At 62.8% G+C, this 15,145-nt stretch carries 14 protein-coding genes and 1 tRNA gene; 3 read left to right on the top strand and 12 right to left on the bottom strand.

From position 1 onward, the window contains the following. The first annotated feature begins 5 nt into the window (after positions 1-5). Positions 6-752, top strand: a complete 747-nt coding sequence (locus tag HZB49_RS23860; protein WP_291615825.1) for an NAD(P)H-dependent oxidoreductase — start codon at positions 6-8, stop codon at positions 750-752. Positions 753-767: 15 nt separating this feature from the next. On the opposite strand, the gene HZB49_RS23855 is transcribed toward HZB49_RS23860, so the two are convergent. The 11 genes from HZB49_RS23855 to HZB49_RS23805 form a co-directional block, all read right to left on the bottom strand. Further along, positions 768-1,961 carry an acyl-CoA dehydrogenase family protein gene (locus tag HZB49_RS23855; protein WP_291615823.1) on the bottom strand — a complete coding sequence of 398 codons (1,194 nt, stop codon included), beginning with the start codon at positions 1,959-1,961 and terminating at the stop codon, positions 768-770. Continuing rightward, the gene (locus HZB49_RS23850) at positions 1,958-2,890 is read right to left on the bottom strand and encodes an alpha/beta hydrolase (protein ID WP_291615821.1); all 933 of its coding nucleotides are present in this window, start codon (positions 2,888-2,890) and stop codon (positions 1,958-1,960) included. Before HZB49_RS23850 ends, HZB49_RS23855 begins: the two co-directional genes overlap by 4 nt. Beyond that, positions 2,887-3,645, bottom strand: coding sequence for an SDR family oxidoreductase (locus HZB49_RS23845; protein ID WP_291615820.1), 759 nt, complete (start codon positions 3,643-3,645; stop codon positions 2,887-2,889). The genes HZB49_RS23850 and HZB49_RS23845 overlap by 4 nt, the downstream gene beginning before the upstream one ends. A 3-nt stretch (positions 3,646-3,648) precedes the next feature. Next, the gene (locus tag HZB49_RS23840; RefSeq protein ID WP_291615818.1) at positions 3,649-4,443 is read right to left on the bottom strand and encodes an enoyl-CoA hydratase-related protein; all 795 of its coding nucleotides are present in this window, start codon (positions 4,441-4,443) and stop codon (positions 3,649-3,651) included. A gap of 5 nt (positions 4,444-4,448) precedes the next feature. After that, on the bottom strand, positions 4,449-4,943 hold the full coding sequence (locus HZB49_RS23835; RefSeq protein WP_291615816.1) for an aromatic-ring-hydroxylating dioxygenase subunit beta: 495 nt from the start codon (positions 4,941-4,943) through the stop codon (positions 4,449-4,451). Next, positions 4,943-6,202 carry a Rieske 2Fe-2S domain-containing protein gene (locus HZB49_RS23830; protein ID WP_291615813.1) on the bottom strand — a complete coding sequence of 420 codons (1,260 nt, stop codon included), beginning with the start codon at positions 6,200-6,202 and terminating at the stop codon, positions 4,943-4,945. Before HZB49_RS23830 ends, HZB49_RS23835 begins: the two co-directional genes overlap by 1 nt. Before the next feature lie 728 nt (positions 6,203-6,930). Beyond that, positions 6,931-8,496, bottom strand: coding sequence for a 3,4-dehydroadipyl-CoA semialdehyde dehydrogenase (locus HZB49_RS23825; protein ID WP_291615811.1), 1,566 nt, complete (start codon positions 8,494-8,496; stop codon positions 6,931-6,933). Further along, a complete protein-coding gene (locus tag HZB49_RS23820) occupies positions 8,474-9,130 on the bottom strand; it encodes an HD domain-containing protein (RefSeq protein WP_291615809.1) in 657 nt (218 codons plus the stop codon). The genes HZB49_RS23825 and HZB49_RS23820 overlap by 23 nt, the downstream gene beginning before the upstream one ends. An 84-nt stretch (positions 9,131-9,214) precedes the next feature. Continuing rightward, complete coding sequence (locus HZB49_RS23815; RefSeq protein WP_291615807.1) at positions 9,215-9,505, bottom strand: DUF6616 family protein; 291 nt, start codon at positions 9,503-9,505, stop codon at positions 9,215-9,217. A gap of 191 nt (positions 9,506-9,696) precedes the next feature. Beyond that, the gene (locus tag HZB49_RS23810) at positions 9,697-10,677 is read right to left on the bottom strand and encodes a GlxA family transcriptional regulator (protein ID WP_291615805.1); all 981 of its coding nucleotides are present in this window, start codon (positions 10,675-10,677) and stop codon (positions 9,697-9,699) included. A 742-nt stretch (positions 10,678-11,419) separates the two neighbouring features. Continuing rightward, complete coding sequence (locus HZB49_RS23805) at positions 11,420-11,968, bottom strand: alpha/beta fold hydrolase (RefSeq protein ID WP_291615803.1); 549 nt, start codon at positions 11,966-11,968, stop codon at positions 11,420-11,422. Between the two features lie 124 nt (positions 11,969-12,092). On the opposite strand from HZB49_RS23805, the gene HZB49_RS23800 reads away from it, so the two are divergent. After that, complete coding sequence (locus HZB49_RS23800; RefSeq protein ID WP_291615802.1) at positions 12,093-12,563, top strand: Lrp/AsnC family transcriptional regulator; 471 nt, start codon at positions 12,093-12,095, stop codon at positions 12,561-12,563. 150 nt (positions 12,564-12,713) lie between these two features. On the opposite strand, the gene HZB49_RS23795 is transcribed toward HZB49_RS23800, so the two are convergent. Further along, positions 12,714-12,788 (bottom strand) — tRNA-Gln (locus HZB49_RS23795). A gap of 382 nt (positions 12,789-13,170) precedes the next feature. Here HZB49_RS23795 and HZB49_RS23790 point away from each other — a divergent pair. Continuing rightward, the gene (locus HZB49_RS23790; protein WP_291615800.1) at positions 13,171-14,949 is read left to right on the top strand and encodes an acyl-CoA dehydrogenase; all 1,779 of its coding nucleotides are present in this window, start codon (positions 13,171-13,173) and stop codon (positions 14,947-14,949) included. The last annotated feature ends 196 nt before the right edge of the window (positions 14,950-15,145 follow it).

Here is a 15,145-nt window from a genome sequence, read left to right as displayed (position 1 = left end):
CAATCGTGAAGATCCTGATCGTCTACGCCCATCAGGAAGCGCAGTCCTTCAACGCTGCGCTTCTCACGCGGTCGGTCGAGGTGCTGACCGCGTGCGGGCATGAGATCAGGGTTTCCGATCTCTATGCCATGCGCTTCAACCCGGTGGCGACCGCCGAGGATTTTCGCGAGCGGCGGTTTCCCGCCGTTTTGCAATACGACAGGGAGCAGAAGTACAATTACGAGAAGAGCAGCCTGAGCGACGACATATCGGGCGAGATCGAGAAGCTGCTGTGGTGCGACATGCTGATCCTGCAGTTTCCGCTGTGGTGGTTCTCCGTACCCGCCATCATGAAGGGCTGGATCGATCGCGTCTTCGTCAACGGCGCGGTCTACGGCAGCGGCCGCCGCTACGATACCGGCGGGCTCAAAGGACGGCGCGCGATGGTCGTGACCAGTACCGCAGCCTATCCCGACATGTGCGCTGCCGATGGCCTGGTCGGCGCGCTCGACGTCATCCTCTGGCCAATCCAGAACGGCGCCCTGGCCTATGCCGGCTGCAAGGTGCTGCCACCCTTCGTGTCCTGGTCGGTCAATTTCGTCGACGAGGCGACGCGGCGGCGCTATCTCGACGACTATGCCGCAAGGCTGACGCAGATCGAGACGACCGAGCCGCTGTTCTTTCATTCATTGCAGGATTTCGGCCCGGACTGGCGGCTCAAGCCCGACGTCGTCGCGCGTGCCGTCGGTCAGGGAAAACCAACGACGGCATAGTGCGCTTGCGGCCGCCTACATCCGCTTAGCCACTTCCTCGAGCATCACTTCGGTGGCGCCGCCGCCAATGGTGAGCACCCGCGCATCGCGGACCATGCGCTCGATCGGCGTTCCCCGCATGAAGCCGGTGCCGCCATGCAACTGCAGGCAGCCGTGCACAACATCGTGCAGCACTTCCGGCGACAGCGCCTTTACCATCGAGACCTCGCGTTCGCAGGGCTTGCCGGCTTCGGCGAGCTCGGCGGCGTGATAGGACAACGCCCGCGCCGCGGCGGCCTTGGCGGCCAGCGACGCCAGCTTCAGGCGGACCCCCTGCTGGTTCCACAGCGGGCCGCCAAAGGCCTGCCGGCTCTTCACGTAGTTCGTCGTCAGTTCGATTGCCTTGGCGGATTCGCCGGCGCAGATGCCGCCGATGCAGATCCGCTCGTTCTGGAACGTCTCCATGATGCCGTAGAAGCCGCGGTTCTCTTCGCCGAGCAGGTTTTCGGCGGGAATGCGCACATCCTGGAAGGCAATCTCGGCGGTGTCGGAGCACAGCCAGCCATGCTTGTCGAGCTTGGTCGCGGAAATGCCGGGCGTGTTGCGCTCGACGATGAACAGCGAAATGCCGCGGCTGCCCTTTGCCGCCGGGTCGGTGCGCGCGGCCACGATCAGGATGTCGCCATAGACCGCGTTGGTGATGAACATCTTCGAGCCGTTGATCACCCAGGAGTCGCCGTCGCGGCGCGCGCGCGTCTTCAGGCCGGCCACGTCGGAGCCGGCGTCGGGCTCGGTCACCGCGATGGAGCAAACCGTCTCGCCGCGGATGATCGCCGGCAAATATTTCCGCTTCTGTTCAGGCGTGCCGCGCAGGGTGATGTGCACCGCTGACATGTCGGAATGCACCAGGGTCGATGATGTGAATCCACCGAAGCTGGAGCGCCCGAGCTCCTCCGCGAACACCATCGAGGCGAGCGGCCCCATGTCGGTTCCGCCATATTCGCTCTCGTGGCGCATGCCGAGGAAGCCGAGCGCGCCCATGCGCCGGAATATCTCGCGCGGGATCTTGCCGTCGCGCTCCCACGCCTCGCCATGCGGCAGAACTTCTTTCTCGACGAAGCGGCGGACCTGCTCGCGCAGCATCCTGAGCTCCTCGGAGAGGTTCGGGGGATCGGCGAAGTGAAACTCCGCTTCGTGCGATGCGCGGGGATCGGCGCTCATGACATTCATTTTGCCCTCTCGGCGCTGACGTGAAGGTGCCGGCGCAGGAAGGCCGCGATGACAGCAACGGCCTCCCTCGCCTGCGGGATTTCGGGGAACATCTGGAACACGTGGATCATGCCTTCCCACACCTGCAATTCGGTTTCGACCCCGGCGGCGCTTGCCTTTTCCGCCAGCATCGTGGCGTCGTCACGCACCGTCTCGCGATCTCCGGCATGAATCAAGAGCGGCGGCAGGCCGGAGAGATCGGCGTAGAGCGGCGAAGCCAGCGGATTCTTGGGATCGCCGTCCTCGCCCAGATATCCCTTCGCCAGCGCCAGGATCATCGAGCGCTGGTGGGTCGGATCGGCGGCAGCGCGGCTTTCATAACTCCCGCCGGTGGCGGCGAGGTCGGTCCATGGCGACATCAGCACGCCGGCCGCCGGCAGAGGCTCGCCGCGGTCGCGCAGGCTGAGCATCGCGGTGAGGACGAGATTGCCGCCGGCGGAGTCGCCGGCAAGCGCGATGTTCCCCGATTTGAGGCCCTGCTCGCGGAGCCACGCATAGGCCGCGACTGCGTCTTCCAGCGCCGCCGGAAAGCGATGCTCCGGCGCGAGGCGATAGTTGACGGCGAGCACGCGGCAGCCGCTTGCTGCCGCGATCCGCGCAATCAGATCGCGGTGCGAGGCGACCGAACCGAGACGAAACCCGCCGCCGTGGAAATACAGTATTGCCCTGCCGGGCGCCGCATCGGCGGGGACGATCCATTCGCCATCGACGCCACCGGCGGCAACCGGCCGGCATGACACCGGCACCGTGCAGCCGGCGAAGGCCGTATCCCAATCGCTGCGCATCTGCGCCACGGAGGTGTTGCGGCTCCAGCTTCCGTACACGGACTGGATGCGCCCGATGGCGCGCTCGACGGGATCGATCGCCATGTCGTCAGCGGCTAGCGTCATCCGCCGAGCCCCATGCCGCCGGAGACGCCGAGAGTCTCGCCGGTGATGTAGGCTGCCTGGTCGGATGCAAGGAACAGCGCCGCCGCCGCAACCTCCTCGGGTTCGCCGAGCCGGCGCAGCAGCGTCGTATCCGTCATGGCGCGAAGCAGCTTGTCGCCGCCTTCGGCTACCGCCTGTTCCAGCATCGGCGTGCGGATCGGTCCCGGCGTAATCGCATTCGCCGTGATGCCGTAGCGCGCATTCTCGCGCGCGATGCTCTTGGTGAAGGAGATCACCCCGCCCTTGGCGGCGGCATAGACGGCGCCGCCCTTCGAGCCCAGCCGCGCGGCCTCCGAGGCGATGTTGATGATGCGTCCGAAACCGGCCGCCTGCATCGCGGGCAGCACGGCGTGGGTGCAGGCCAGCACGGAGACGAGATTGACGGCGATCAGCTTCGCCCAGTCCTGCTCCGTGGTATCGGAGAAGAAGGCATGCTGGTCGATACCGGCGTTGTTGACGAGGATATCGAACGGACCATGCGTCGCCACGGCCTCGTGCACCTGGCCGGTGTCGCTGACATCGAGCCGCACTGCACTGGCACCCGCTTCCCTGGCGAGCGCAGCGGCGCCCATCGCATCGAGATCGGCGATCACGACCGTTGCGCCCGCCGCAGCAAAGCCGCGCACGATCGCAGCGCCAATCCCGTTCGCGCCGCCGGTGACAAGGGCGCGGCGGCCGTCCAGCCGTCCAAAGGGCAGCGGGCTCGCGGCCGGCACGCGTCAGCGTCCCGTGAATCTTGGCTTGCGCCGCTCAATCACGGCAGCGAGGCCTTCGCGCGCATCCGCCATGCCGGAGAGCTCCGACACCGTGCGCGCCTCTTCCGACAGGCACTGCTCGATGCTGGTGCCGGTGCCGGCCCATACAAGCCGCTTGGTCGCGGCAAGCGCTTTCGGCGCCCCGGCCGCCAGCTCCTGCGCCAGCGCCAGCGAGGCGCTCGCCAATTCCGCATCCGGCACGACCCTGGTGACGATGCCCATCGCGAGCGCTTCGGCCGCAGAAATCACGGGATTGGTCAGCAGGATCGACATGGCCTTGCGCAACCCGACCAGCCGCGACAGCGTGACGGAAACCCCGGCGTCCGGCGCCATGGCAACACGGGTCGCACCGGCGAGGAACTTGGCGGACTCGGCTGCGATCACGATGTCGGACGCGCAGACCAGTCCGAAGCCGCCGCCGCCCGCGGCAAAGCCCTGCACCGAGGCGATCACGGGCGCTTCCAGCCGCAGCAGTCCGGTGACTGCATTCTGCAAATAAGCGGTTGCCTGACGGATATAGTCCGGCAGCTTCTCACCCTTGGAGGCAAAGGCGCGGACGTCGCCGCCGGCGCAAAAGTTCGCGCCTTCGCCGGTCAGCAGCACGACGCGCAGATCGGGATGGCCGTGGCAGGCCATGATAGCGTCGCACAGCGCGCTCAGCAATTCCGCACTCATGCCGTTCGCGGCATCGGGCCGGTTGAGGCGCAGGCGCGCGATGCCGTCGGCCACGTCGAGGAGAACCGGCCCCTTGTCGATCATCGCGTTCACACCAGGAAGGAAAGCGTGTAAATGGCCTTCTCGTTGTTGACGAGTGTGACCTTCTTGTAGGCCATCCGCAGCTCGCCATCGACATGACGCAGCCGATACTCGTTGCGGGCCGCCCAGATCGTGTCGTCGCGCAGGCTCGACTCGTAGATCATGCTGTTGCTGCCGACGGCGATGTCGCCGCCCGGCTGCTGGTCCAGCAGCTCAATGTTGGACACCAGCCGCCGCAGCCGCGACTGCGGCGATTGGGTGAAATGTTTGCCGGTCAGGTACTGCCGGACACGAAGCGCGATGCGCGAGCGGTTGTCGTAGATGATCGACATCTCCTTTTCGGGGTCGATATCGGCGCCATTGGCCGGCACCCAGTAGATGGCGTCATCGGTCCACAGCGCTTCCCACGCCTCATATTGATGCTCATCCTGGAGACGCGCTTCCTTGTAGATGAACTCCGTGACGGCGCCCAGCAACGTGGCGCTGCTCTCACGCGACAGCATCAGCGCGCCTCCATCAGTTTGCGGTAATGGCTCCAGATTCCGCGCGAGGGCACCTCGTCTGTGACGTGGCCTACCTTGAAGCCGAGCTCGTCGATGCGCTCGCGCTTCTCGCCTCTTCCCAGGAACACCCATTCCGGATTGCGCGCCATCACGCCGCGATGGCTGCGCTCGTACATCTCGGAATCGTCGGCCAGCAGAAAGCCGGCCGGTCCTACCGATCCCATGGTCTGCTGTCGCAGCCGGCGATTGAGGTCCGGCGCGCCCTTGAACTGCAGCGCAGTGACGTGCTGCACGCTATCGTCGACCGCGAGCGGCTGGATCACGAACATCTGGATTTCGGCGATAAACAGGTTCGGGAAGATCATGACATGCGGCGTGCCGTCGATCATGATCTCGCGCGCGTTCCTCTCGCCGTAAGAAGCATTCATTCGCGCCGTGTAGTCCGGCAAACGATCTGCGGTCGTTCCGAACCAGCTCATCGGCACGTCGCGCTTCCGAAACTCCGGGCGCAAGTCGACTTCGGTATGGCCGTTGCCGAAGTCGCGCGTCAGCGCAGTGGACGAGCCGCCGTAGAGTTTCCCGATCGAGCTTTCGGCAACGTTGAAGATCGAAGAATGCACGAAGGCCGGGTGGTAGCCGTCGCATTCATTCTCAAGGATGAACTTCCAGTTCGCCTTTACCCGATGCTTGAGAAAACCTGCAGTGATCTCGACCTCACCCTCCGGCGAGGTGCGGACAAGACGATCAATGGTCTCTGCAGCGCCGCCGAGATGCTCCTGCAGTGTCGGCCCTTCCGCTGCGAAGGAGCCGAAGACAAACCCGCGATAGGATTCGACGCGCGTGACGCGGCCGAGCGCGAGTTGGGACTTGTCCTGCCCTTCATAGCCGTCGGGGAAGGCGTAACCCACCAGCCGGCCGTCATTGGCGAACGTCCAGGAGTGGAACGGACAGGTGAAGGAACGCGCATTGCCCTTGTCGTAGGAGCAAACTTGATTCCCGCGGTGCGAGCAGCGGTTGAGCAGAAGATTGATCTTGCCCTTCTCGTCGCGGGTCATGATCACGGATTGCGGGCCAATCGACTTGACGACGTAGTCGTTTGCCTCCGGAACCTCGCTCTCGTGGCCGACATAGACCCAGGTGCGGTACCAGATGTTCTGCAGCTCGGCCTCGAAGATCGCCGGATCGCTGTAAAGCGAGCCATGCACCCGGTCCGGGCGGATCAGTTCCTCCCATTGCGACGCGCGCGGCATCACGTTCATCGCCGTTCCTCCCCTTGCATCCGGAATCCGCCCGTTTCTGGCTGGGCCTAATAATAATCCGACTGGTCGTTTAAATTATAGCAGCGTCGTTTCTCCGCTTCAAGTCCCAATTTAAACCGCGCGGTTCGCAATCTTGCCGGACAGCGCAAATTTCTGCCCGCTTTTCGAACGCAGATTGCTGACCGGGTAGTACCTGTCACGAAGCAACTTGGTCGCGAACGGATCGAGCCGGGATTTCCGGCCCATTCTCGCGTCCCGCTAGGAGCCTGGCCGAAACCCACGAATAAGTGGCTGCCGTCCAGAGGATCGAACTCGCACCTTCCCGGTTGAAAGAAGGCCTTTGAAATACCGGGGAAATTTCAGCACATTTGCCCGGATTCTGGCGCCGGAGACTTTTCGGCCTTACAAGCCACCAACCGGAAGGCTCGAAGACTCGGGCGGGTGTCGGGGGAATGAGGCATGACGGCACCGGCGGTCAGGCGGGCAGACTTTCTCATGGCGCTGGCCTACGCCACGGACTTGGCTACGGGCCATTCCCGAGATTTCGCGCTTCGATCCTGTGTGCTGGCGATGCGCTTCGCCGAGGTTGCTGGCCTCGACGAAAGCATGCGGCGCAAGGTCTATCATCAGGCACTGCTGATGAGCTGTAGCAGCTCCTCTGATGCCTGGCAGGGGTTGATATCAATCGGCTCCTCTAGCTTATCTCTAAGAACCAAGGGCGGCGATGACTACCTTCGACCCCTGTACGCCGCACGCCGGTGGCTGAAATTCAGCGCGCGCGCGCCGCCGAGTTCTTCGCCCCCGCCGGCACGGCCAGGACCACCATGCAGCGATTGCGGCATTACGTTGCCGTGGCCAGTTTGAACGTCCGCTACCTCGGGGCTCACAACGTGAACACGACCGTGACTGTCCGCCAATTCAAGCGCCACACGCGATAACGCCGCGGCCCCCGATCCGTAAACGGAGGCGACCAGCGATCCCTGCCCCCGGCGCGCCAGTGCCAACGCGTGGGCCTCATCTCGGTAAGGCATCAAGGTTGCAACCGGTCCAAATATCTCGATGTCGTGCACGATCTCGGAGCGATCGGGATCGGGCGCCCCCAGCAATGTCGGACCGAGACAGCATGCGACCGCAGGGTCTGCATCAATGAGGTCATGGCTCGCGCCATCGTGCAATATCTTCGTCTCCTTGCGTAGTTGGGCAAGCCCCTCCTGCACGGCGACGTACTGAGCACGATTGACGAGGGCACCCATGCGTACCCTATTGTTTCGGGGATCGCCGACAGTGACTTTGCTCAAGCGCGAGGATATGGCATCCGCAACAGCGTCATATTGACTGGCAGGAACAAGAATACGACGGATGGCCGTGCATTTCTGTCCAGACTTCACCGTCATTTCGCGAACGACCTCCCGCACCAGAAGGTCGAATGCTGGCCCGCCGCCAGCTTCGCCATCGACAAGGATCGCTGAATTGACGCTATCCGCCTCGATGTTGGCACGAACCGAGCGCCTTGCAATGGCAGGATGCGAACGGACCGTGCTCGCAGTTTCCGCTGAGCCCGTGAAGGAGACCAGGTCGAACGGTTCTAGAGCGTCCAACAATCCCGCTGAACTTCCGCAGATTACGGAAAGCGCACCTACCGGCAGAATTCCGGCTGCAACTACGTCCCTCACCATGGCTTGCGCGAGCCAAGCCGTGGCTGTCGCTGGCTTCACAACAACAGGTACTCCAGAGAGCAAGGCAGGGGCCGCCTTCTCCCACAGACCCCAAGCGGGAAAGTTGAAGGCGTTGATTAGCAGGGCAAGCCCGCGTGTCGGAACAAGGACGTGACGGCCCTGGAAAGCGGCTTCCTTAGCAAGCGGCGTCGCTTCGCCGTCGAACAGGAATTGCCGGTCACCCAGGGTTTCCGCCAGCTTCGCGTAGGTTGAGATCGTGTAGATGGCGCCATCAATGTCCACGGCCGAGTCATTGCTTACGGTCCCGCTGTTGGCCTGCGCAATTTCGAAATAGATCTCGCGGCGCCCCTGAAGCATCCTGGCGATGGCGCTCAACATCTCTCCGCGTTGCCGATAGGTGAGGCTTCTGAGTTCTGCCCCTTCCTTCCGCGCAAAGTTGAACCCTGCGGCTATGTCTAGCCCACTAGAGTCAACCCGAACCAACTCCGTGCCGCGAACCGGATCGTACAATGCCGCACCGCTGCCCGCACCCGCGATCCAGCGGCCGCCAAGATAATTCTGCAGAACTTCCGTCACCATCGCCCCCAGGCAAACGCTAGCTAGAAAATCCGGCGCCATGCATCGCCTGGCTGAAGGTGGGACATTGAAAGCCAGGAATGTGGTTTCGGCAGATTTCTGCACCAAACGTAAACGCGGTCACCATCGGCGGCTTTGAGCTCCAACTCCGGGTGAGCAACTCCAGAAAGCCGTTCTTGAAGTCGAGCCGAGGGAATTGCTCGAGAACCGCCTTCAGACCGGACTCGCTAATCGACTCCAGTCCTCGACCGAAGACGTCGACCGAGGCACCAATTTGCGTCAGCGCGATCTCCATGCGCTTCTCGATTGAAATCCCGGATGCGGTATGAAGCGCAATGGCATCCCAGACGATCTCCGCCTTCTCTTCCGACATTTCATGCTTGAGAGCAAAGCGCTTCGCCGCGTCGGCACCCTCAACCTCGAATCTACGCGGACCATGCGCATGGTCGGTCAGACCCAAATCGTGCAGGACGGCTGCAACGCAAGCAACTTCTGCATCGTATTTTACGCTGTGCTTTTCCGCAATCAGCGAGCCAAAGACAAATGTTCGAATGCAGTGATTGAAGAGCAAGGGCGAAGATACCTCTCTTGCCAATCGTATCGCGCCGAGAACGAGAGAGGTGTCAGGGACACGAACACCTGCGATTTCCTTCGGGAATGAAGTTTCCCAATTCATGCTATATTCTCCACAATTCTTGCCGCGCGCGATCAGGCATCGCTCTTGATGTGGTGCTCAATAATGGTCGACGGCGGAACGAGTTCACCAACGACGTTTACTTGTTCGAAGTACTCGTACCAGCCCCCCCATGATGGCGGTTTGGAGAGAGGCGAACGCCTCCAGGCGCTCGAACCGGTACAAGGCAAAGAAGCCGTATGGCGCCCGATGATCCACCGCTGGAGCGCAGAAGCCCCAACCGGCGATCTCAATTCCTTCGCGCTGAAATACCAGCTTGGTCGCACTGCCCATCGCTTCCATGAACTTCTCTCGTTCCGGAAGCGCAAGGGATATCCAGGAAGGCTTCGCCTTCCAGAGTTCGATAAAGACGTGCATGGCTTCGTCCCACATTGAAGTGTCTTGTCGAGGCTACTTCTCTCCCACTCGCTCTCGATCGAGCATAGGCCAAACATCCCACTCCTTGGGCCAAAATCGCGAAACTTCCCGTGGCACTCTGGCGTGACGCAGCCGACTAGAAGGCGCGGGCAATGCAATCCCGCTCCTCCCTTTCAAGCAGTCGATACAATTCAATTGGCAGAGTGGAAGCGATCTCGATACGCTTTGGGGGAGACGCCGAGCCTGCGTTGAAATACTCTTCGCATCGTCTCTGGGGTGTGAAAGCCCGATCGCATAGCGATCACTTCGATTCGATCCTGACTGTCCTCAAGCTGCCTACGCGCAGATTCCAGCCTCGCGGCATCAACAAACGAAGCAGGCGACTGGCCTGTCCGTTTTGTGAATACACGGACAAAATTCCGCCGGCTCATTCCAGCGCGGTCTGCGAGACAGCCAACTCCCAGATCCCGGTCAAGATTGTCCAGTATCCAGTTCTGCACTTCCTCGATTTTCTCTGTACCTGCGGCTTGCGCGTTCAGGCTTGCGCTAAATTGCGCTTGCCCACCAGGTCGCTTCAGAAACAATACAAGTCGTTGCGCAACAGCGAGGGCCGCTTTTCGTCCAAGATCATCTTGGACCATAGCTAGCGCGAGGTCCATGCCGGCCGTGACACCGGCTGATGTATAGAAGCGCCCATCGCGTATGAAGATGGGGTCTGGATCGACCTCCACGGCTGGATATTGCCGGGCGAGTTCCTTGCAGAACGCCCAGTGAGTCGTCGCCCTTCGGCCGCCAAGAAATCCGGCTTCCGCCAAAAGAAAGGCACCGGTGCAAATGCCGCCGACGCGACGCGCGTGTGGAGCGACCTTTCTGATCCAATCGACACACCGTTTCTCGCCTCCCGTCTTAGGTGAAGGGCATCCGGGTACCAAGAGCGTGTCAATAGCTTGGGAGTTGGGCTCATCCCCAAAGGAATGACTTGCCATAAGCCCGACGTTTGAGTGGCTAAGAACGACGCCCGATTCCGCGGCCCACATCTCGATCGAATAGGTGCGCCGGCTGTCGCAGTCACGATTGACGACTCTGTTGGCGAATTCGAAGACCTCCAACGGCCCCACTACATCAAGCAGCTCGATTCCAGGGTACAGCAGCAGCACGATGCGACGAGACAAGCATGGGAGCCGAGTGAGCGTCATTGCAACAAATCAACTCTTTCAAAGAAGTACGGGGCGAACGGACGGCGTTTGACCGCAACGCAGCAATCGAGATCGAGGCGAGTACGCAGGCACCCCTACTTCTGACTACGTTGGCAGGGGCGGGAGGGATCGAACCTCCGAATGGTGGAGTCAAAATCCGCTTAGAGCAACCTTCTAGCAATTTCAATTGCTTGACACTCATTCCAAGCGAGAAAAGTCCCCACAGGAGGATTGGCTGGGGCTCTGCGGTCATCTTGACCATACATCCGAAGCAACGCACGAGGCCCGTTGAGGATGATCCAAGCCGGGCTGGGCCTGCCCAGCCTCGCCCCAAATCTGTTCGTCGGGCGCACCAAGCAGGCCGCCGACCAAATTCTCCGGCCTGTATGGCCTGCCATCAAAAATGTGCGCTGTAGCCGCCGTAGCGTAACGCTCGACATCACCTGCCTTTGCCACCAGCATTGGCTGATGTTCGGGACCGGACGGGTCAAATTTCAATTAGACTGGGCGCGTTGAATTCGCTTCATCGACAAGATTACCATCTTGCCGACAGATGAGTGGATCTGTTGCACTCGCAACGGCCTCGAAGTTTCTGAACACCTGCTGCGACGCATCAACGACCTCACCCGAGATATGTTCGGTAGATTCCGCACGAGCAGTTAGGACGTGAGTTGGGCGTTACGCGATGCCGCACAAAGTGCAGCGGCAAGTCATAGCCTCACCGTCCCATCCCCAAGCCGCTGGAGAACGCCTCGAGCAGCATGCGGCCCTGCGGCCAATCGCCAAGGCCACTTGCTCCGTTGATGTGCCCGAGGGGTCCCACTTCCACAATGCCGGCCTTCCATTGGCCAGCTCGCTGACGTGCGTAGTCAAGGGTCCCATAGGGGTCGTCAGTGCTCGCAACGATGAGAGCCGGAAACACCAAGGCAGTCGCAGGCACGGCAGCGAACGACGCGGCCGCCGCCGGAAACTTCGTAGCCGCCGGATCCGGCACTGACACGAGAAAGGCACCAGCAACGCGCGCCAGAGTCTTTTGCGCCCAATGCGCAACGAGCAAGCACGCAAGACTGTGTGCAACTAGTACGACCGATTGCGGCGCGAGTCCAAGCTCGCGATCGACGGCAGCAGTCCAGTCACTCACGTCCGGCGCATCCCAACTCGTAGGCTTGAAGCGCTTGAAGCGAGTGTCCGCACGCTCCCAATGCGTCTGCCAATGCTGCTCGCCTGAGCCGCCGATGCCAGGCAACGTAACAAACGCAATATCCATTGTACCCCCTTGAGCTGATCGCCGATGGGTGCATTGTAGCCCGCAGCAATCCGAACCTGCATAGAGGGTCATCGGCCGCAGAGGCCGTTGACCGATGATTTCAAAGTGCGACAGGAGTTTCGACTTGGATCGCTTCGGCAGCATCGACGACAAGGATCTCCAGATCATCGAGGCGTTGCAGGCCAATGCGCGCGCGCCACTTTCGGAACTTGGGCGACGGATCGGCCTATCACAACCGGCGATCTCCGAGCGTGTGAAACGCCTGGAAGAAACCGGCATCATCGAAGGTTATGGGGCCCGCATCAATGCTCGTGCCCTCGGCCTGGGCATGATGGCGATCGTCCGCCTGCGGACGAGCCATGAGCATATCAAGTCCTGCCTGAAGCGTTTCTCGGATGTTCCGAACATTATTGAGGTGCACCGCGTCACCGGAGAGGATTGCTTCATCCTGAAGGTCATCGTTCCCGCGCCCGAGGAACTCGAAACGATCGTGGATCGTATTGCCGGCTACGGTGCCGTCACGACCAGCGTTGTGCTGCGCAGCGAGCAGCCTCGGCACATTGGCGCTCGCTTGATCAAGAAGAAGGTGAGTTGACGCCGGAAGATCTTTGGGCGCGGCGTCCGCCGTGGGATCGGCGGCGGCGGGAAGGGCGAGCAGCAGCATTGCGGCGGCGATGGCCGCAAGAAAACTGCCGATGGCGCGCGCCGTCGCTGGAACCATCCGCCGGATGCTCTCGCTCGATGCTGGCTGGGGCGGGAGGGATCGAACCTCCGAATGGCGGAATCAAAATCCGCTGCCTTACCGCTTGGCTACGCCCCAACGGGCCGTTCGGGAACGGCGCGGCAATGGCCGCGTCGCGAGCGCCCTTCGGCCACGCCGGTCTATAGGGCCGGTGGACCGAGTTCAACAGGCGGGAGAAAGGATTTGCACCGCTCCGGCCCGGCTTTCGGACCCCTAATATGGAAGTCAGGGGCCGGAGCCGGGCCGCATGGTCGACACGGCGATTCGCGCCTCCTCACCATGAGGGTCGACCGGCGCAGCGCGGCACGACCCTTGCCTGCCCCATCGCCCGGAAACCGGCGGTATCCGGGGCCGTAGTCTTCCATGCCGCCCCCATCCGCCCATTGAGAGCCCGGCGGGTTCGTGATACGGCAGCGTATCGTCTATCGTCCCCTATCCAGTCACCAGCCCGGGCACCACCATGACCTACACCGCGCCGATCTCCGACATCCTGCTTTCGCTCAACCATGGCGCGGGGCTGAAGGCCGCCGTCGAGGCCGGGCATTACGGCGATTTCGACGGCGACATCACGGCCGCCGTGCTGGAAGAAGCCGGCAAGTTCGCCGCCGACGTGCTGGCGCCGCTCAATCGTGTCGGCGACGAGCACGGTATCAAGCTCGACAACGGCGTGGTGACGACCGCGCCGGGCTGGCCGGATGCCTACAAGCGCTGGGCGGATGCGGGGTGGAACGCGGTGTCGGGGCCGGAAGAATTCGGCGGTCAGGGCCTGCCGCTCGCGATCAACGCGGCATGCACGGAAATCTGGAGCGCGTCGAACATCGCCTTCGGGCTCTGCCCGCTGCTGACGCTCGGGGCCATCGAGGCGCTCGATGCGCACGGCTCGGACGAGCTGAAGCAGATCTATCTCGCCAAGCTGGTGTCCGGCCAATGGACCGGCACCATGCAGCTCACCGAGCCCGGCGCAGGCAGCGACGTCGGCGCGCTGCGCACCCGCGCCGAGCGGGCGGGCGACGGCAGCTATCGCCTCAAGGGCACCAAGATCTTCATCACCTATGGCGAGCACGACATGACCGACAACATCGTGCATTTCGTGCTCGCGCGATTGCCCGATGCGCCCGCGGGCACGCGGGGAATCTCGCTGTTCCTGGTGCCAAAGTTCCTCGTGAATAAGGACGGCTCGCTCGGCGCGCGCAACGACATCCATGCCTCCGGCGTCGAGCACAAGCTCGGCATCCACGCCTCCCCGACCTGCACCATGACCATGGGCGATAAGGGCGGCGCGGTCGGCTACCTCATCGGCGAGGAAAACAAGGGCATGGCCTGCATGTTCACCATGATGAACCAGGCGCGGCTCGGCGTCGGGCTCGAGGGCGTAGGGATCGCCGACCGCGCGTTCCAGCAGGCGCTGGCCTTTGCGCAGGAGCGCAAGCAGGGCCGCGCGACGGGCAGGAAGGGCGACGGACTCGATCCCATCATCGTGCACCCCGACGTCAAGCGCATGCTGATGCAGATGAAGAGCATGACGGCTGCGGCGCGCTCGATCTGCTACGCCACGGCGGTGGCGCTCGACGTCGCCGTGCGGGCAAAGGACGCCGGGGTACGCGACGATGCGGCGGCGCGCGGCGCGCTGCTGACGCCGATCGCGAAGGCGTTCTCCACCGACATCGGCAACGAGGTCGCCTATCTCGGCGTGCAGGTCCATGGCGGCATGGGCTTCATCGAGGAGACCGGCGCGGCGCAGCACTATCGCGACGCCCGCATCACCACGATCTACGAGGGCACCAATGGCATCCAGTCGATCGACCTGGTGACGCGCAAGCTCGGCGCCAATGGCGGCGAGTCGGTGTGGAAGCTGCTCGACGAGCTCAGCGGGATCGTCAGCCGCGTAGAGACCTCGAACGATCCGGCCTTCGGCACCACGGGCGCAAAGCTGCGCGAGGCGCTGGCGGCCACCGAGCGCACCAGCAAGTGGCTGTTGGAGAAGCTGGCTGCTGCGCCAAACGATGCGCTCGCCGGCGCCACGCCTTATCTGCGCCTGTTCGGCGCCACCCTCGGCGGCTGCATGCTGGCCGGAGAAGCGCTCGCCGCCAAGGGCCTTGGCGAGGGCGATCCGCAACGCCACGTGGCGCTGGCACGGTTCTTTGCCGAGAATATCGCGGTCGCGGCGCCTTCGCTGGAGAAGACGGTGACGGACTCGGCCGACGCCGTGAACGGCGCGGATGCGGTGCTGCTGGGGTAGCAGCGCGACGAGTAAGGCACGCACCGGTGGACGGGTTCCCTCCCCCCTTGCGGGGGCTACGGGATCCCCAAAAGTGATTCCCCGGATTTTGCAAATATGATTCAAGGGCTTTCGACCTATTTGGCGGAGGCACAAGATGTCTTTCGGCGACATTCGGGTTGCGGAACGAGCTGATTGGCTGATCGAGCGGGTAGCA

It is taken from the genome of Bradyrhizobium sp. (assembly GCF_016219575.1).
Taxonomy (GTDB): domain Bacteria; phylum Pseudomonadota; class Alphaproteobacteria; order Rhizobiales; family Xanthobacteraceae; genus Bradyrhizobium.
This window is presented reverse-complemented; position numbering and strand designations above follow the sequence as displayed.